The organism is Streptomyces violaceus, from assembly GCF_036014075.1.
In the GTDB taxonomy this organism is placed as follows: Bacteria; Actinomycetota; Actinomycetes; order Streptomycetales; family Streptomycetaceae; genus Streptomyces; species Streptomyces violaceus.
This window is the reverse complement of sequence record NZ_CP107911.1, coordinates 250,689-268,327: the sequence shown is the minus strand read 5'-3', so window position 1 is coordinate 268,327 and position 17,639 is coordinate 250,689. Positions and strand designations below refer to the sequence as shown.

Below are 17,639 nucleotides of genomic sequence, written 5' to 3'. Positions count from 1 at the left end.
GTCTCCTGAGATCGATGCGAGGGTGCACCCGATGACGCGACGCTGCTGCGGGCAAACACGTCAAGCTATTCACAACCGGGCGGCAAACGGGTATGGCCCAGACCACTTATGTCCGAGATCATGTCTGAACCGGCGGGAACGCCCGTCCTGCGCCGCCGCGGCCGGCCACGGCCACAGAGTGGTAACGACGAACAACGGTCCGGTCGTTGACGCGGTCTAGGCCACCATGAAGATCTCTTTCCTGATCCACAACGCCTACGGAATCGGAGGCACGATCACCACCACCTTCAACCTGGCCGGGGCGCTCGCCGAGCGGCACGACGTGGAGATCGTCTCCGCGTTACGCCACCGGGAGCACCCCAATCTCACCCCGCACCCCCGGGTGCGGCTGCGGCCGCTGGTGGACCTGCGCAAGGAAGCGGACCATCCGCTGCACCACAGACCGGCGCGGGTGTACCCGCCCGCCGAGTACCGCCACCGCCAGTACAGCGAGCTGACCGACCAGCGGATCGGCGAGCACCTCGAGTCGCTCGACGCCGACGTCGTCATCGGCACCCGCCCGGGCCTCAACGTGCACATCGCACGCCAGGCCCCGCAGCACGTCCTGCGCGTCGGCCAGGAGCACCTCACCCTGGACAACCACTCGCCGCGGCTGCGCACCGCCCTGCGCCGCGCCTACCGCCGCCTCGACGTCGTCACCACCGTCACGGAAGCGGACGCCGCCGCCTACCGGCGCAAGATGTGGCTGCCCGGCGTCCATGTGGAGGCCCTCCCGAACAGCGTCCCCGACCCCGCGCTGCCTCACGCCGACGGCACCGCCAAGATCGTGATCGCCGCCGGCCGGCTGGTGCGGGTGAAGCGCTACGACCTCCTCATCGAGGCGTTCGCCCAGGTCGCCGCCGCGTTTCCGGACTGGCAGCTGCGCATCTACGGCAAGGGCGAGGAACAGCCCGCGCTGCGGCAGCTCATCGAACGCCTCGGCCTGTGGAACAACGTGTTCCTGATGGGGGCCGCCACCCCCATGGAGGCCGAATGGGCCAAGGCCTCGATCGCCGCGGCCACGTCCGACTTCGAGCCGTTCGGCATGACCATCGTCGAGGCGATGCGCTGCGGACTGCCCGTCGTCAGCACCGACTGCCCCTACGGTCCCGCCGAGATCATCAAGGACGGGACCGACGGCCGGCTGGTGCCGGTCGGAGACCGTGACGCCCTCGCCTCGGCCCTGCTGGAACTCGTCGGCGACGACGAGCGACGCCGCCGCATGGGCCGCACCGCCCTGGAGAACGCCCACCGCTTCGCCCCGGGCCCCGTCGTCGCACAGGCCGAACGCATCTTCGACGAGGCCTTGACGGCCAGAAGGACAGGCCGGCGGAGCATCGGGCAGGCCCGCCGGACGGAGAGTCCGCTGACGGGACGGGGCCACGCCGCCCGCGACCTCGCCCACACCGCGGCCGCCGGCGCCCTGCGCGCGATACGGAAGGGACGATGATGAGCAAGCACGACACCCCCCTGCGCACCGACTGCGCCATCGACACGGACGGCCGGATCACCTTCCGCCTCCCCCCGGCCTCGGCCGCCCGCCCCCAGCTGCTCCTGGCGCTGCGCCCCAAGAAAGGCCGGTCCGAGACGGCCCGCCACCACCTCGAACTGGAGCCCGACCCGGCTGACGGCAAGTGGCACGCCGTGCTGGAACCGCTCCAGGCCCTCGACGAAGGCCGCTGGGACCTCTTTCTGCTGCCGGAACCGGGAGCCGACCGGCAGCGGCTGCGCCCCGGCCTGCGGGACCTGCGCGCCCTCGTCGACGGACACCTCCGCGACCGGCCCTCGCCGGTCGCCGTCAGGATCCCGTACGTCACGAAGGACGGCTTCCTCGCCCTGCGGGCATGGCTGCGTACCGCCCACGCCGAGGCCCGGACCATCGACGTCACCGACCGCGCCATCACCGTCGACGCCCGCCTGCACGGCGCCCGGCTCCACGAGGACGCCACCGTGCGGCTGCGCCTGCGCGGCAGCGACACAGTACGGAGCCTCCGTCCCCGGATCGACGAGGACGGCAGGGGCTTCTCCTTCACTGCCGGCCAGAAGGACCTGACGGTCGACGGTGGGGGAGCAGGCCGGTTCTGGGACGCCTTCGTCCGGCCCACCGCCGACGCGCGGCCGATCAGGATCGGCCGGCTCCTCGACGACGTGGCGGACCGCAAGCACGTGTACGTCTACCCGGCCATGACTACGGACGGAACTGCCACGCGTCCTTACTACACCGTCGACAACGACCTCGCGATCGAGATGACGTAAGCCGAATACCGACATGCCCGAAATGAAAATCCATGGAGTTTCGGGTGGTTATTTCGTCAAAGCGCCGCGCCAAGCGTGTGTGGGTTTTGTGCAAAGCGGCGGCAAAAAGGTCACGCGCTCGTTCTCAACAGCCGCAAAAGGGAAGGGGACTTGCGGCAATAACCAAACTCAAGTACCTAGATGAACCATGAACCTGTTCAACCGCGTCGTGTCGTCCCGCCGGCAGGCGCCGCCCGTTCCCCCACAGCGCCCGGCCGGCGCACCGGCATCCCCCACTGCCGTGCTGCCGGACCCCCACCTGACGAACCTCACCGGTGAATGGGTCGTCGACCCCGCGCACAGCAGGATCGGCTTCTCCGTCCGGCACGCCATGGTGACCACCGTGCGCGGCTGTTTCCTGGAGTACGAAAGCCGGCTCTACTTCGACGCGCGCGACCCCGCCCGATCCCGGGCCGACATCACACTGTTCACCTCCAGCGTCGACACCGGCGTGGAACAACGCGACGCCCACCTGGTGGGCCGTGACTTCCTGGACACCGCGACCTATCCGCGTATGCGCTTCACCAGCACCGGCGTGGAACACACGGGCTCGGACCTCTTCCGCATGTCGGGCGACCTCACCATCAAAGGCGTCTCACGACCCGTCGTACTGGATTTGACCTACATCGGACACGTCACCGACCCCTTCGGATACGAAAGGGCCGGATTCGACGGCACCACCACCATCAACCGCTCCGACTGGGGGCTGACGTACAACAGCAGGCTGGCCGAGGGCGGAGCGATGGTGAGCGAGAAGGTGCGCCTGCAGCTCGATATCGCCGCCATCCGCATGCCCCCGTCGGCCGGCTGACCCTCCGGGCGCGGCCGCACGGCTCACGACATCGCGTCGGCCCCGGCCACGACACGGAACGTGGCCGGGCCGAGTGTGAGGACCCCGTCGCTCAGCGGCGTGCACCGCACGCCGCCCCGCCCGCGCAGGGCACGCTGGGCGCCGGGGCCGATCGTCACGTCCATCCAGGCACAGGGCCGGGCGGGCCGGTGCACGGCGAACTCCACCGGCCCGCCGCCGCAGTCGAGGGAGATCGTCGTACCGAGGTACGAGTCGATGTCGATGCCTCTGAGCAGGATGTTCCGGCGTGTGCGCCGAAGATCGGCCTCCTCCGGGAGGTTCTCCGAGGCCATCATGGTCACCGACGCGTTCCGGTGGGCAGGCCGTGCGTAGTAGCGATCGCCCACCAGTCCCAGACCGCGGCGCACCTCCGCCCGGGGCACGCGCTCGTCCGGCGGGCCGGGGGAGGGCCCGTCCGACGGTCGTCCGGCCAGCCGGTGCGCAGGCGACACCAGCAGCTCCAGCACCTCCACCTCGGTCATGACGCCCACCCTACGGCTCGGTATCCACTCCCGACGGGTCCCGCAGACCGGCGAAGACGTACGGCGCCGCCTCGGCCCGTTACTCGTCCTGCCTCCGCCCGAGCCCGCCCTCCTCCGGTGGGGCCCGGCCGTCCGCCGACTCGCCCGCGGTGAGGTGCTCCAGGACTTCGACCAGTTCCTGGCACGCGCGCTCCACGGAACGCCGGGTGTGGACCTGCTCGGTGATCACGGCCGAGAGGATGAGTGCCGTCAGGGCCATCGCCCCGTTGAAGGCTTGCAATTTGAGCATCACCTCCACGCGGCTGAGCCCGTCGAACGGCCCGGCCCGGTCGGTCGCCGCCACCGTGGCCAGGATCGAGGCGAAGAGGGCGCAGAGCATGCTGCCCGCCAGCTGGAAGCGCAGAGCCGCCCAGATCAGCAGGGGGTAGACGAGGTACAGCAGACTGAGCCAGCTGTGCGCGGCCAGCGGAACGACACAGCAGGCGATCAGCGCCAGGCCCGAGGCCTCCTTCCAGCGCGTCAGACGCAGCGGCAGGCGGATGCGGGCCAGCAGGAGCAGCACCGGGGTGACGATCAGCACCCCCATCGCGTCACCCACCCACCAGGCCAGCCACACGGCCCAGAAACTCGGCCCGTCGAGCTTGTCCGTGACGATCAGGAGGCCGGCGCCCACGGTCGAGCTGATCAGCATGGCGGTGAACGCCCCCAGGAACACCAGGGCGAGACCGTCCCGCAGCCGCGCGATATCGGTGCGGAAACCGGCCCGGCGCAGCAGGAGGTACCCGACGACGGGTGCCGCCGTGTTGCCCGCCAGGACGCCGAGCGCCGAAGGCGTGAGGGAGGTGATGGACAGGATGACGAAGAAGGCCCCCAGGGCGATCCCCGGCCAGCAGCGCAGCCCGAAGAGCAGCAGGAAGGCGACCGAGACGCCGGTGGGGGGCCAGATGGGTGTGACGACCGCGCCCTCGACGACCAGCTCCCGGAGCAGGCCCAGCTTCCCCGACAGGTAATAGCAGGCGGCGACGGCCAGCGTCTGCAGAACGAGGACGACCGGCGTACGCAGATCCTGGCTACCCACCACAGCAGCCATCAGACACCGAGGTCGCCGTGTCGGCGAGGTGAGAGCGGGAGCCCTGCGGCCCTATGGCTGAGCGTCCGGCCCGTCGAGGCCGACCACCAGTACGGCGGCGTCGTCGTCGTGCCCCACCCGCTCGGCGCCCTTGATCACGGCGGCCGCGAGCGCGTCCACGTCCATGCCCGCCACCGCCGCGATGCCGGCGAGCCGCGTCACCTGGTCCAGTCCCTCCTCGAGCCGCATCGACGGTCCCTCCACGACACCGTCCGTGAGCAGCACGAACACACCGCCCGTGGTGAGCTCGTACCGGGTCACCGGATACGGCGTCCCCCTCTGGACACCGAGAGGCGGCCCGCCCTCGTCCGAGGTGAGGCCGGACTTCCCGTCGGCTGTGGCCCAGATACAGGGCAGATGCCCCGCCCGCGCGCTCTCCAGCACCCCGGCGCACGGATCGAGCCGCATGAAGGTGCAGGTGGCGAACAGGTCCGAGCCAAGGGACAGCAGCAGATCATTGGTCCGGGCCAGGACCTCGCCCGGCTCGCTGGTGACGGAGGCCAGGGCCCGCAGCCCGGCCCGCACCTGCCCCATGAAGGCGGCTGCCTCGATGTTGTGGCCCTGGACGTCACCGATGGACAGACCGATGCGGCCGTCGCCCAGCGTGAAGGCGTCGTACCAGTCGCCGCCCACGTTGAGGCCCTGGCACGCGGGCGCGTACCGCACGGCCAGATGCAGCCGCCGGGCGACGGGCAGATCCCGCGGGAGCATGCCGCTCTGCAGCGCGAGGGCCAGCTCGACCCGGGAGCGCTGCATCTCGGCCTGCGCTCGAGCCTGGGCCGTCAGATCCCCGAGCCTGGTCAGCAGCTCGTCGCCGTCGTCCGTGGTGCCGGTGCGGGACATTGATCACTCCGGCGAGGGTGGTCACGGTCGGTGATAACCCTCGGTGGCAAATCACCTGAAATGTGTCCATAGGATGATACTCACTTGAGGGCTCAGGCGACGACTCGTGCTCCCCGTGGTCGCTCAACGCACCGACCGGACCACCCCGGAGTCCGCGCGCCGGCCGACCGCCGCCAGGACGAAGGTCACGCTGATCAGCAACGCCCAGGCGCCGAACTTTCCTATCCCGACGGGCTCCCAGCCGTGCTCCTGATACGGATAGCGCCACGCGCCGACCAGGGTGGCAAGGTTCTCCGCCACCCACAGAAAGAACCCGATCAGAACGAACGACACCGCCAGCGGCATCTGCCGACGCCCGCCCCGCACCGTGAAGCGCACCGACGTCCCCGTCGTGACGGCCGCGAGCAGCCCGGCCAGCAGCCACCGCACATCGGGCAGCCAGTGATGGCTGAAGAAGTTGACGTAGATGGCCGCAGCCACCGCAGCGGTCGCACGCGGCCGATAGCGCACGATCTCCAGGTCGAACAGATGCCAGGCACGGCAGATGTAGCTGCCGACAGCCGCGTAGAGAAACCCGCCGTACAGCGGCACACCGGCGAACTTCAGCACAGCCGGCTCCGGGTAGCTCCAGGAGCCGAGCGACACCTTCACCAGCTCGAAGGCCAGACCGATGACATGGCAGACCGCGATGACGGCGACATCCCGCCCGTTCTCCCAGCCGCGCATCCAGAACACCAGTGTGAGCAGCACGCCGTAGACCACCAGCAGGTCGTAGCGCGCCACAGGGAGCTCGGGCAGCAGCGTGGACACGGCCACGCCGCACAGCAGGGCGATGGCGAACGCGCAGGCCCGCGTCTGTGTCCACGCGAAGTCGAGCAGCTGGCGCACCGGTGCGGCCCAGGGGCCGGCGAAGCTTGAAGGGATCATGGTGCCCTTTAGGACGGCACCGCACGCCGACCGGTTGCGGCGAACCGCCTCACCCGCCGCTCGTGGGGCGAGGAGCCGAAGATCCGCTTTACGGTGTCCTGGTGCGATCTGTTCCGAAATGGGTCTTGTTTTCGTCCGGCGGTGCGCCAGTCGTGTTGATCATGGGCTGGGCGGTGGCGGCATCCCTGCAAGGCCCCTCCTACGACCCTGCCGCCCAGACGATCAGTGTCCTCGCGGCTCCCGGCGGCTCGAGCTACTGGGTGATGACAGCCGCCTTCATCGCCCTGGGCATCTGCCACCTGCTCACCGCGTGGGGGCTGCGCCCGGCCGCGCCCGCGGGACGCGCGGCCCTGGCGGCCGGGGGCGTGGCGGCCTTGGCGGTGGCCCTGTTTCCGGCGCCGAGCAGCGGCGGCTCCCTCACCCACGGTTCGGTCGCCGTCGGGGGATTCGTCGTCCTCGCAGCCTGGCCCGTCCTGGCCGCCAGAAGAGGCGATGCCGTGCCATGGGCCCTGCGGCCTCTTCCCGCACTGGGGGCGACCGCCGTGATGGCGCTGGGCGCGGCGTGGTTCCTGGCCGAACTCCACCAGCAGGGCGCCCCTGGCGCAGTGGAACGCGCGGTGACGACGCTCCAGTCGGTCTGGCCCTTCGCGGTCGTCCTGTCCTGCTTCTCCTTTCCTCGACCCGCCCGCGACGAGTACCGAGGCTGACCTGGCGGACGTAGTGCCGGAGGCTGCGTACCGGGAGGTGTGCGGGGACTGAGCGGGCTGCCGAGGGAGAAGCGGGCTGCCGAGGGAGAAGGGGAAGACGTTCCGCGGGATTCCCGCGCGATGGCGCAGCTCGCCGTCCCGGAGCGCGACCGCCCGGTCCGGTCGCTCGCCGCCAGGACCCGTCCGTCGAGGCTGAACACAAGGGTGCTCCCCGAGGGCGTCGGCGGCCGCTTTCCGTCTCAGCTGCGCGTGGCGAGTGCCTCGCGCCACGCCGGGCTGTCGACGTAGTGGTTGTCGAACCGCTCCGAGGAATCCTTGATCTCCTGCGGATCGGCCTCGCCGCGCACCACCCGGCCGAGGAGCCGCAGATAGTCGAAGCGGTCGGCGCCCGGGGTGAAGACGAACAGTACGTCGGCCGTCCTGCCGGGCGCCGCGGCGAAGGCGTGCGGGGTGTGCGGCGGCACGACGAGGAAGTCACCGGCCTCCAGGACGGTGATCTCCTCGCCCACCAGCACCTGAAGCGCTCCGTCGATCACGAAGAACATCTCGGACGCCTTGGTGTGCACATGGGCGGGCGCTCCGACCGCGCCTTCGGCGAACGTCGACCGGTAGCTGGTGAGCCGCCCGCCGGTGTGGCCGGAGTCCGCGAGAAGGGTCATGACGCTGCTGGGGTCACGGGTCGTCTCGGCGTCGGCGGCGCGGGTGAGGACGGGGCCGAAGTCCGCGGTCTGCGCGATCTGTGTGGTCTGCGTGGTCTCGTTCGTCTTCGTCGTCATGACTACGACTCTATGGAGCCGATCGACCGGCTTCGGGGTGCATTCCAAGGCCATAATCATGGGTCAATTCGCTGCGGCACGCCCTGCCTTCGCCGATGCCGGGCTAGGCTGCCTCGTCGTGCAGGAGACGCGCCTCGACACCGCTCGGATCCGGGCGGCTCGCCGGGTGATCGACCCGGTGTTCCTCGACACTCCGCTGTACCGTTGCGAGGCCCTGGAACCCGATCTCGGGTGCACGGTGAGCATCAAGCTCGAAACGGCGAACCCGGTCCGCAGTTTCAAGGCCCGCGGCACCGAGGTGGTGGCGAGCCTGCTCGTCGGCCATGGCTCACGGGCCGCGGTGTGCGCCAGCGCGGGCAACCTCGGCCAAGCCCTCGCCTGGTCCGGTCGCGGCCGGGGAATCGACGTGACCGTCGTGGCATCCCGCATCGTGACGGTGGCCAAACTTGATCGCATCCGCGCGTTGGGCGCCAGGCTGGAGCTGGTGGACGGCGACCACGAGATGGCTCGCGAGCGGGCGGCGGCCATCGCACGCCACGACGGCATCCGGCTGGTCGAGGACAGCCTGGACCTCGAGACCTGCGAGGGCGCGGCGACCATCGGCCTGGAACTGGTGGACACCGTGCCGGTGTTCGACGCTGTTCTGATCGCTCTCGGCGGCGGGGCGCTGGCCACCGGTGTGGGCCATGTGGTGAAGGCCTTGGCACCCGAAGTCGAGGTGATCTGCGTCCAGCCGCTCGGCGCACCGGCGATGACACACTCCTGGCGCAGGCGGCGCGTCGTCACCACCGACTCGACCGACACCATCGCCGACGGCGTCGCCGGCCGGCGTCCCATCCCGGCCGTGCTGGACGATCTCCTCCTGGTCGCCGACGACGCCGTCCTGGTCCAGGAGACGTCGATCATGGCCGGTATGCGCAAGCTCCTCGACCACGCCGGCCTCGTCGTCGAACCGTCGGCCGCGCTCGGCATCGCTGCGATCCTCGAAGACCGTGACCGCTTCGCCGGACGGCACGTGGTCACCATCGTGTGCGGCAGCAACGTCGACGTAGACGCCTATCACCGCTGGATCGGCGCGGCTTCCACCCACAGGTCCTGACCCAATGAGGGAGCAGGCCGGCTGACGCTCAGCGGGAAGCCAGCCCCCGCTCCTGGGCCGCCGCTCCGAAGTAGTCGCCACCCTTGCGCTTGACGTCGTCGGAGCCCCAGGCCTGCTCGCCGTCGGCGGCGGAACTGCCGGCCCTGTCGGCGTTCTGCCGAAGCGGTGCCCTGACCAGCCTCGGTATGTGCTTCGAGCAGTGGATGTACGCCTCCTCGACCTCGACCTCCACCCACACGTGGGGACGGCGGCCGGGTACCGGATCAACCGGTAGCTCTGGATACCTCTGGCGCATCGCGTCGTCGGTGACCAGCCGCGCCCGGCCGTTGACATGCAGACCGATACGGTCCTGAGAGAAGTCGATCATCAGCAGGCCGACGTGCGGGTTCTCCCGGATGTTGCCGAGCGAGGCCATGACCCCGTTCCCGCGGTACTCCGGGTAGGCCAAGGCCCCTTCATCGAGTACCTGGAGAAAGCCGGGCGGGCCGGCCCGGAAGGTGCTGTCGCATTCGCCGTGGCTGTCCGCAGTCGCGAGGAAGAACATCTCCTGGCGGGCCACGAACTCCCGCATGCGTGGGTTGAGCCGGTCCAGCACCTGCTCGTCGTAGAACCGGTCGGCGCGACCGGCGGTGCCCAACTCACGTTGAATCTGGTGCTCGCCCTGACTTCCGGGCCGGTCTGCCCGCTCATCGTGGTGCAACGGTCCTCCTGACGGGGTCTCTCCGGGTGTTCGCCTCGGCGCAAATGACTGATTTAGTCACCTGCCAGGCCGAAAAGCGCCACCGGCCATGCACGAGAGCGTAGAGCACGACGACTCTCAGTCCCTCGGCGATCCGACTCCGCGCCGAAGCGCTTCGACCGGGCCTTCAGGGCCTTCACCAAATGCTTCTTTTGGCGTAGGAGTTCTTGTTCTCAGTTCGCCACTTATGCGACGAGATGCAACGGTCTGCGTATGGTTACATCACAGAACGTTGAAATGATCAGAACTCGCGACTGTCGCCGCCGCAGGGCGAGTCCGGCAATCGTGCTCTTCGCGGCCGTCGTGATACTGGGCGTTGCCACCAGAGCGGAGGCCCTGCCGTCTGCTCAGTTCGGGCCCGACTGGGACGCCATCGCCGCGTGCGAGTCCGGTGGGAACTGGAAGGCGAACACCGGCAACGGCCACTACGGCGGCCTGCAGTTCACCCAGTCCAGCTGGGTGGCCGCCGGAGGACGGAAGTTCGCCCCGCGCGCCGACCTGGCCACCCGCAAGGAGCAGATCACGGTGGCCAGGCGTTTGGCCGCGTTGCAGGGAATGTCCGCATGGTCCTGCGCGTGAGTGAAGTGGACAGCATCGCCGCCGACTTCTGAGTCACGCAGGACGTAGCTTCGTCACATCGGGAGCGAGTGTTCGACGAGTCAGTACTCACCGTGAGGGTGACCGGTTTTGATGGTTCCCGCGCTTTTGAGTACCGGCACTGCTTCGAGCACGAGTATCGCGAGGTCGTCGTCGATGGGCTGGGTGCTGAAGTCGTGGGTGGTTCGGCGGATGCGCTCGGCCACGGCCTTGGCGCCGAGCCCTGTGCAGGTGGCGAGTATGCGCGCGAGGCCGTTGTCGTCGTCGAGTTGGTGTGTGCCGTTGCGGCGTTCGGTGACCCCGTCGGTGACACAGAGCAGTGTTTCGCCTGGTGTGAGGGTGAGGGTGTCGGCGTGGTAATTGGTGTGTTCCTCGACGCCGAGGAGTATTTGGGGGCGGGCGACGGATGTGACGGTGCCGTTCGTCGTCAGTCGCAGGGGTGGCGGGTGCCCGGCGCTGGCGATGGTGCATCGGGTGTTGCCGGTGGTGGGGTCGGGTTCGAGTTCTCCGTAGAGCAGGCTGAGCAGGCGGGCGCCTTCGTGTTCGCCGCGGGGAGTCGTGGTTTCGGTGGCTTCCTCGGCCATCGCGTGGTTGAGGCGGTTGAGAAGGGTCTCGACGCCGTGGCCCTCGCGTGCGAGAAGTCGTACGAGGTGACGGGCGAGACCGGTGACGGACATGGCTTCCATGTCGTGGCCGGAGACGTCGCCGAGGAGGAAGCACCACCGGTGCTGGCCCATGGGGAACAGGTCGTAGAAGTCTCCGCCGACGGTCTGGCCTTCCGCCCAGGGCTCGTAGACGATCGCCGTGTCGATGCCGGGGATGGCGGCCAGTGAGGTGGGGAGCTGCCGGCGCTGGAGCGTACGGCTGATGGTCGCCTGGCGGGTGTAGTGGCGGGCAGTGACCACCGCCTGGGCCGTGCGGCGGGCGACGTCTTCGATGAGTCGTACGACGTTGTCGGTGAGTTCGGGTTGTCCGGCCTGGCCGATGAGGAGTGTGCCGTGGTATCGGCCGCCGGCGACGAGCGGGAAGGCCAGTGCGGAGCCGCCTGTGTTGTGGGTGGTTTCGCATTCGGGCCAGGGCCAGGGGAGGCCGGTCGTGCGGAGTGCGGAGCTCGGGGGGTCCTTCTCAAGGGACCGGCGGAGGGTGCGGATGTGCCGTTCGTCGGTGTGCCAGACGCGGGAGAGCCGTACGCCGGCGTGGTCGGTGGTGAGCCATATGCCGCACCAGTCGGCGAGTCTGGGCACCAGGAGCTGTCCGGTCAGGGCCGCGACCATGTCCTCGTCCAGCTGTCCGGCGAGGAGCTCTCCGGCCTCGGCGAGGAACCACTGTCCTTCCCGTTCGGCCCACTGGGCCCGGTGGCCGGGGTGTCCGCGCGGCAGGGCGGGCTCGGGGGGAGGCGGCGGGCGGCGGGTGACCTCGGCCGGGAGGCCGGTGATGCGGTGCTCTGTAGCGGCGAACGGGGTCGACACCGGGCATTCCAGGCGGACCCATGTGGCTTTCCCGGTGCGCCGGCAGGTCACGCCCCAGGATTCGGCCAGTGTGTGCATGAGCTGCCGACGGTAGCCGTGCACGGGGCTGTGCGGGCTTGTTGTGCCGCCGGGTCGGTCGGCGGGGCCGTGCTCCAGCACCTCGACCACCACACCCACCCACCCGGCCCCGGCGCCGGCCTGTGCGGTCCCGTCCCACCCGGCCTCGGAACCGGTCTTTGCGGCTCCATCCTCGGCCCAGGGGCCGGGCCCGTGCGGTCCGGGTCCGGCCTCGAGATGACAGGCCACCTCGAGGCCGGACCCGGCGTGTGCGGCAGCGCTGGTGACCAGTTCGCTGGCGAGGAGCACGGCATCGTCGACGGACCGGTCGCTGATCGCCGGCGCCGCGGGGGAGTGGGGTGCGGTCCGTTCGGTGAGCACGGCACGCACGAACTTGCGCGCCGCCGCGGCCGCGAGTTCGTTGGCTGGTACATGCATCCGTGCTGCTGCTGTGGAACGCGGACCGAAGGACCGTCCTGTTTGCGACCCCGCTTGTGGCCTCACGGCAACCCCTGCCCAGCTCACTGCGGACGAGTACAGGACGAATGTAGCCTAAATGGTGAGTGGTCATATTTTGTGCCCAGAGAAGTGAGTTCTCATGGATTCTGTCGCTCGCTCCGAAGTCGTTTCTTCTGAGCCGGAATCCGGGGAGCGGGAGCCCGGCGCAACCGGTTCCGCGGCCGCGGGCCGGCCTGCACCCGGGCCGGGGGGCGAGTGGGTGCATGTGGCCGAGTTGCGTCCGCTACTGGCGGCCATGAACTCGCTTTGCGACGGCGATTTCACCGTACGTATGGGTAACGTGCCCGAAGGGATTGTCGCGGAGCTGGCGGGGGTGTTCGACAAGGTCACCACGCGGAACGCGCATCTGGCCTCGGAGCTGGAGCGAGTGCGCCGGGAGGTGGTCCGGCAGGGGCGGCTGGACGAGCGGCTGTCGGCGAGTCCCGGATCGGGCGGGTGGACGACGAGTGTGGATGCGGCCAACGCGCTGCTGGAAGCGCTGGCCGTCCCGATCGTGCATGCCACGCGCGTCCTGGACGCGGTCGCCGACGGTGATCTGACGCAGCGCGCCGATCTGCACGACGGCAGGCGCCAGCTGCGCGGTGATCTGCGGCGCCTGGGGTGCGGGGTGAACCGCATGGTGGAGCAGCTGTCGCTGTTCACCGGTGAGCTGACCCGGGTCTCCCGGGAGGTCGGAACCGAGGGTCGTCTCGGCGGACGTGCCACGGTGCAGGGGCTGGGCGGCGACTGGCGCTACGTGACCGAGGCCGTCAACACGATGGCGTCCCGGCTGACCGCGCAGGTGCGCGACATCGCGGTGGTGACCACGGCCGTCGCGCGCGGTGACCTGACCCGGCAGGTCACGGTGGAGGCGACCGGCGAGCTGCTGGAGCTGAAGCTGACCGTGAACACGATGGTCGACCAGCTGCGGGCGTTCGCCGACGAGGTCACCCGGGTCTCCCGCGAGGTCGGCACGGAGGGACAGCTGGGCGGCCGGGCCCAGGTGCCGGGCGTGTCCGGGGTGTGGAAAGACCTCACGGACAACGTCAACTTCATGGCGTCCAACCTGACCTCGCAGGTGCGCAACATCGCCCAGGTGACCACGGCGGTCGCCACCGGCGATCTGAGTCAGAAGATCACGGTGGATGCCCGGGGCGAGATCCTGCAGCTGAAGCTGACGGTGAACACGATGGTCGACCAGCTGTCGGCGTTCGCGGGCGAGGTCACCCGGGTCGCCCGCGAGGTGGGCACCGAGGGCCGTCTCGGCGGCCGCGCCCAGGTCCGCGGGGTGTCGGGGGTGTGGAAGGACCTCACCGAGAACGTCAACTTCATGGCGGACAACCTGACCTCGCAGGTGCGCAACATCGCCCAGGTGGCGACAGCGGTCGCCCAGGGCGATCTGGGCAAGACGATCACCGTGGAGGCCAAGGGCGAGATCCTGGAGCTGAAGTCGACGATCAACACGATGGTCGACCAGCTGTCGGCGTTCGCGGGCGAGGTCACCCGGGTCGCCCGCGAGGTCGGCACCGAGGGCAATCTGGGCGGGCAGGCGCAGGTCCGCGGGGTGTCGGGGGTGTGGGAGGAGCTGACCGACAACGTCAACTTCATGGCGTCGAACCTGACCTCCCAGGTGCGCAACATCGCCCAGGTGACGACGTCGGTCGCCAACGGCGACCTTTCGAAGAAGATCACCGTCGATGCCCGCGGGGAGATCCTGCAGTTGAAGGAGACCGTGAACACGATGGTCGACCAGCTGCGGGCGTTCGCCGACGAGGTCACCCGGGTAGCCCGCGAGGTCGGCACCGAGGGCCGCCTGGGGGGCCGGGCCCAGGTCCGCGGGGCGTCGGGGGTGTGGAAGGACCTCACGGACAACGTCAACTTCATGGCCTACAACCTGACCTCGCAGGTCCGGAACATCGCCCAGGTGGCCACGGCCGTCGCACAAGGCGATCTGTCGAAGAAGATCGACGTCGACGCGCGCGGCGAGATCCTGGAGCTGAAGACCACCATCAACACGATGGTCGACACGCTCTCCTCGTTCTCCTCGGAGGTCACCCGCGTCGCCCGGGAGGTCGGCAGCGAGGGGCAGCTGGGCGGTCAGGCGCGTGTCGAGGGCGTCTACGGAACCTGGAAACGGCTGACCACCAACGTCAACGAGCTGGCGCTGAATCTCACCACCCAGGTCCGGGCGATCGCGGAGGTGGCCAGCGCGGTCACCCAGGGCGACATGTCCCGCGCCATCACGGTCGAGGCGCAGGGCGAGGTCGCCGAGCTCAAGGACAACATCAACCTCATGGTCTCCAACCTCCGTGAGACCACCCGCGCCAAGGACTGGCTGGAGTCGAACCTGACCCGCATGGCCGGACTCATGCAGGGCCACCGCGACCTGGTGGAGGTCGCCGACCTGATCCTGCGCGAGCTGACCCCGCTGTTGAACGCACAGTTCGGGGCGTTCTTCCTGGCCGAAGCGGGGGCGCCACCCGGTGAGGGTCTGCAGTTCATCGCCGGGTACGGCACCGACCAGGCCAGCGGAGGAAGCCCGCTGCCGGGCACCGGTACCCCGGGCCGCGGGCTGATCGCCCAGGCCGCGCAGGAGAAGAAACGCATCCTCATCACGGACGTCCCGCCCGACTACATCACCATCAACTCCGGGCTGGGCACGGCCCGCCCCGCCAGCATCGTCATCCTGCCCATCATCTTCGAGGACCAGGTGCTCGGAGTGATCGAGCTCGCCTCGCTCAGCAAGTTCAACGATGTGCACCTGGCCTTCATCGACCAGTTCGTCAACACGATCGGCGTCTCGACCAACACGATCATCGCCAACTCCCGTACGGAGTCGCTGCTGTCGGAGTCCCAGCGGCTCACCTCCGAACTGCGCGAGCGGTCCGACGAACTGCAGCGCTCCAACGCCGAACTCGAGGAGAAGGCCGCACTGCTCGCGACCGCCTCGCAGTACAAGTCGGAGTTCCTGGCGAACATGTCGCACGAACTGCGCACGCCGCTGAACTCCCTGCTGATCCTGGCCCGGCTGCTCGCCGACAACCCCGACGGACACCTGGCCGAACAGGAGGTGCAGTTCGCGACCACCATCCACCGCTCGGGCTCGGACCTGCTCCAGCTGATCAGCGACATCCTCGACCTGTCGAAGATCGAGGCCGGGCGGATGGACGTGCGTCCCAAGACGCTCCCGCTGATCAAGCTGCTCGACTACGTCCACGCGACCTTCCGGCCGCTCACCATCGACCGCGGCCTGGGCTTCGAGATCGCGGTCGATAAGGACGTACCGGGGGAGCTGTACTCCGACGAGCAGCGCCTTCAGCAGGTACTGCGCAACCTGCTGTCCAACGCGGTGAAGTTCACCCACGGCGGCCATGTGGAGCTGCGCGTCAGCCGAGTGCTCGGCATGCGCTTCACCGAGGACACGCTCAAGAACGCCGACGTCGTCATCGCGTTCTCCGTGAAGGACACCGGGATCGGCATCGCCCCCGACAAACTTCCGATGATCTTCGAAGCGTTCCAGCAGTCCGAGGGCACCACCAACCGCAAGTACGGCGGCACAGGCCTCGGCCTGTCCATCAGCCGGGAGATCGCCGGAATGCTCGGCGGCAAGATCGTCGCCGAGAGCGAGCCGGGCGTGGGCTCCCGCTTCACCCTCTACATCCCCGCCCTCCACCCCGGCGCCACGGCGGTACAGGGCCCCGCGGATCTGCGCACCGCCGGCACCGCGCCCGCCCTTCCCCCGGAGCCCGGGCCGCTGGCGGCCGCAGCCGAGGACACCTCACCCGAGCACATGCTCGACAGCACGGAAACCCTCCAGCCCGGCACCCCGGCTACGCGCCCCCTCCCGGAGGACCTGACGGGCACACAGTCCACCGAACCGGCCAACGGCCGCGAGGACGCCTGGCCGGCGACCACGCGGCTCAAGGAATGGCTCAGCGGCCGCCCCGGCCGCGTCCTGGCAGGCCGCCGCATCCTCATCGTCGACGACGACATCCGCAATGTCTTCGCCCTCACCCACGCACTGGGCCGGGTCGGAATCACCGTGCGGTACGCGGAGAACGGCCGGGAGGGCCTCGAGGTCCTGGAACGCGCCGCTGACGTCTCCCTGGTCCTGATGGACATCATGATGCCCGAAATGGACGGATACGAGACCATCCACACCATCCGGGAGACCCCCCGTCTCGCCCACCTGCCGATCATCGCACTCACCGCCAAAGCGATGCCCCAGGACCGCGACAAAGCGATCGACAGCGGCGCCGACGACTACGTGCCCAAGCCGGTCAACATCGACCGCCTGCTCGCCGCCATCTGCGACCTGCTCGACCCGCCCAACACCCCCCCGGCACCCGCACAGGAACCGGACATCGCGGACGACCTCGAACCGCCACCCGCTCACGACACCGCCGACGATCCGCCCGAGGACGCACGATGAACACCAGCCTGGCCAACCCGTGCAGCATCCTCATCGTCGACGACATGGAGGAAAACCTCATCGCCTTCGAAGCCGTACTAGGCCCACTGCACCAGCACTTGGTCCGCGCACGCTCAGGAGAACAAGCCCTGAAAGCCATGCTCCGCCAGGAGTTCGCCGTCGTCCTCCTCGACGTCCGCATGCCCGGCATGGACGGCTTCGAGACCGCCGCCAACATCAAGCGCCTCGACCAGACCAAAGACGTCCCCATCATCCTGGTGACCGGAACCGAGGGCGGCGCCGACTACGCCTACAGGGGATACGCCATCGGCGCCGCCGACTTCATCGCCAAGCCGGTCGACCCCTGGGTGCTGCGCACCAAGGTCACCGTCTTCCTCGATCTGCACCGCAAGAACCGCCAGTTGGCGATGCGCCCAACCGGCACGGACACGGACCGGCTCACAGAGATCTCCCAGCAGCTCACCGAGATCAAGCTGCTGCTGCGCGACAGACCGGAAACCGAAGCCGACACGGCAGCACTCGCCGACCGCATCGCAGAGGTGGAGCGCACCGTCGGGAATCTCCTCCCGGGCCGTACCGGCACCGAGTAGATGCGTTCAGCTGCCGCTGAGTGTCCGTCCGGAGCCTCTCTTCGCGATCCCGCGCGATGGCCGCTGGCCTCCGGACCGCATGACCGCCTCCAGGCAGAGCGGCCCACTCA

At 69.2% G+C, this 17,639-nt stretch carries 15 protein-coding genes; 8 read left to right on the top strand and 7 right to left on the bottom strand.

Going from position 1 to position 17,639, the window contains the following annotated elements; translation table 11 throughout:
* The first annotated feature begins 226 nt into the window (after window positions 1-226).
* The 3 genes from OG542_RS01235 (at window position 227) to OG542_RS01225 (ending at window position 3,145) form a co-directional block, all read left to right on the top strand.
* On the top strand, window positions 227-1,489 hold the full coding sequence (locus tag OG542_RS01235) for a glycosyltransferase family 4 protein (RefSeq protein ID WP_328407400.1): 1,263 nt from the start codon (window positions 227-229) through the stop codon (window positions 1,487-1,489).
* The gene (locus OG542_RS01230) at window positions 1,486-2,295 is read left to right on the top strand and encodes a transferase (RefSeq protein WP_328407398.1); all 810 of its coding nucleotides are present in this window, start codon (window positions 1,486-1,488) and stop codon (window positions 2,293-2,295) included. The genes OG542_RS01235 and OG542_RS01230 overlap by 4 nt, the downstream gene beginning before the upstream one ends.
* Window positions 2,296-2,482: 187 nt before the next feature.
* Window positions 2,483-3,145, top strand: coding sequence for a YceI family protein (locus OG542_RS01225; protein WP_311129669.1), 663 nt, complete (start codon window positions 2,483-2,485; stop codon window positions 3,143-3,145).
* A 23-nt stretch (window positions 3,146-3,168) separates the two neighbouring features.
* Here OG542_RS01225 and OG542_RS01220 read toward each other — a convergent pair whose 3' ends face one another.
* The 4 genes from OG542_RS01220 to OG542_RS01205 all read right to left on the bottom strand — a co-directional run bounded on the left by OG542_RS01220 (window position 3,169) and on the right by OG542_RS01205 (window position 6,565).
* Complete coding sequence (locus OG542_RS01220) at window positions 3,169-3,666, bottom strand: molybdenum cofactor biosysynthesis protein (RefSeq protein WP_328407395.1); 498 nt, start codon at window positions 3,664-3,666, stop codon at window positions 3,169-3,171.
* Window positions 3,667-3,745: 79 nt separating this feature from the next.
* Window positions 3,746-4,747: an MASE1 domain-containing protein gene (locus tag OG542_RS01215; protein WP_408057706.1), complete on the bottom strand. Its 1,002-nt coding sequence runs from the start codon at window positions 4,745-4,747 to the stop codon at window positions 3,746-3,748.
* A gap of 60 nt (window positions 4,748-4,807) precedes the next feature.
* Complete coding sequence (locus OG542_RS01210) at window positions 4,808-5,638, bottom strand: PP2C family protein-serine/threonine phosphatase (RefSeq protein WP_328407391.1); 831 nt, start codon at window positions 5,636-5,638, stop codon at window positions 4,808-4,810.
* A 123-nt stretch (window positions 5,639-5,761) separates the two neighbouring features.
* Window positions 5,762-6,565 carry a DUF817 domain-containing protein gene (locus OG542_RS01205; protein WP_328407389.1) on the bottom strand — a complete coding sequence of 268 codons (804 nt, stop codon included), beginning with the start codon at window positions 6,563-6,565 and terminating at the stop codon, window positions 5,762-5,764.
* Between the two features lie 101 nt (window positions 6,566-6,666).
* Here OG542_RS01205 and OG542_RS01200 point away from each other — a divergent pair, with 101 nt between their 5' ends.
* Complete coding sequence (locus tag OG542_RS01200) at window positions 6,667-7,272, top strand: DUF998 domain-containing protein (RefSeq protein WP_328407387.1); 606 nt, start codon at window positions 6,667-6,669, stop codon at window positions 7,270-7,272.
* Between the two features lie 239 nt (window positions 7,273-7,511).
* Here the strand turns inward: OG542_RS01200 and OG542_RS01195 are convergent, their stop codons facing one another.
* Window positions 7,512-8,048, bottom strand: a complete 537-nt coding sequence (locus tag OG542_RS01195; RefSeq protein WP_328407385.1) for a cupin domain-containing protein — start codon at window positions 8,046-8,048, stop codon at window positions 7,512-7,514.
* Between the two features lie 118 nt (window positions 8,049-8,166).
* Here OG542_RS01195 and OG542_RS01190 point away from each other — a divergent pair, with 118 nt between their 5' ends.
* On the top strand, window positions 8,167-9,147 hold the full coding sequence (locus OG542_RS01190) for a threonine ammonia-lyase (RefSeq protein WP_328407383.1): 981 nt from the start codon (window positions 8,167-8,169) through the stop codon (window positions 9,145-9,147).
* Between the two features lie 28 nt (window positions 9,148-9,175).
* Here OG542_RS01190 and OG542_RS01185 read toward each other — a convergent pair whose 3' ends face one another.
* Window positions 9,176-9,784, bottom strand: a complete 609-nt coding sequence (locus OG542_RS01185; protein WP_328407381.1) for a pyridoxamine 5'-phosphate oxidase family protein — start codon at window positions 9,782-9,784, stop codon at window positions 9,176-9,178.
* A gap of 339 nt (window positions 9,785-10,123) precedes the next feature.
* Between OG542_RS01185 and OG542_RS01180 the strand changes: the two genes are divergently transcribed.
* Window positions 10,124-10,465 carry a transglycosylase family protein gene (locus tag OG542_RS01180; protein WP_328407379.1) on the top strand — a complete coding sequence of 114 codons (342 nt, stop codon included), beginning with the start codon at window positions 10,124-10,126 and terminating at the stop codon, window positions 10,463-10,465.
* An 80-nt stretch (window positions 10,466-10,545) separates the two neighbouring features.
* On the opposite strand, the gene OG542_RS01175 is transcribed toward OG542_RS01180, so the two are convergent.
* Window positions 10,546-12,447: a PP2C family protein-serine/threonine phosphatase gene (locus OG542_RS01175; protein WP_328407377.1), complete on the bottom strand. Its 1,902-nt coding sequence runs from the start codon at window positions 12,445-12,447 to the stop codon at window positions 10,546-10,548.
* Window positions 12,448-12,763: 316 nt separating this feature from the next.
* Here OG542_RS01175 and OG542_RS01170 point away from each other — a divergent pair, with 316 nt between their 5' ends.
* Window positions 12,764-16,939, top strand: coding sequence for a HAMP domain-containing protein (locus OG542_RS01170; protein ID WP_328407375.1), 4,176 nt, complete (start codon window positions 12,764-12,766; stop codon window positions 16,937-16,939).
* Window positions 16,936-17,529, top strand: a complete 594-nt coding sequence (locus tag OG542_RS01165) for a response regulator (RefSeq protein ID WP_328407373.1) — start codon at window positions 16,936-16,938, stop codon at window positions 17,527-17,529. Before OG542_RS01170 ends, OG542_RS01165 begins: the two co-directional genes overlap by 4 nt.
* The last annotated feature ends 110 nt before the right edge of the window (window positions 17,530-17,639 follow it).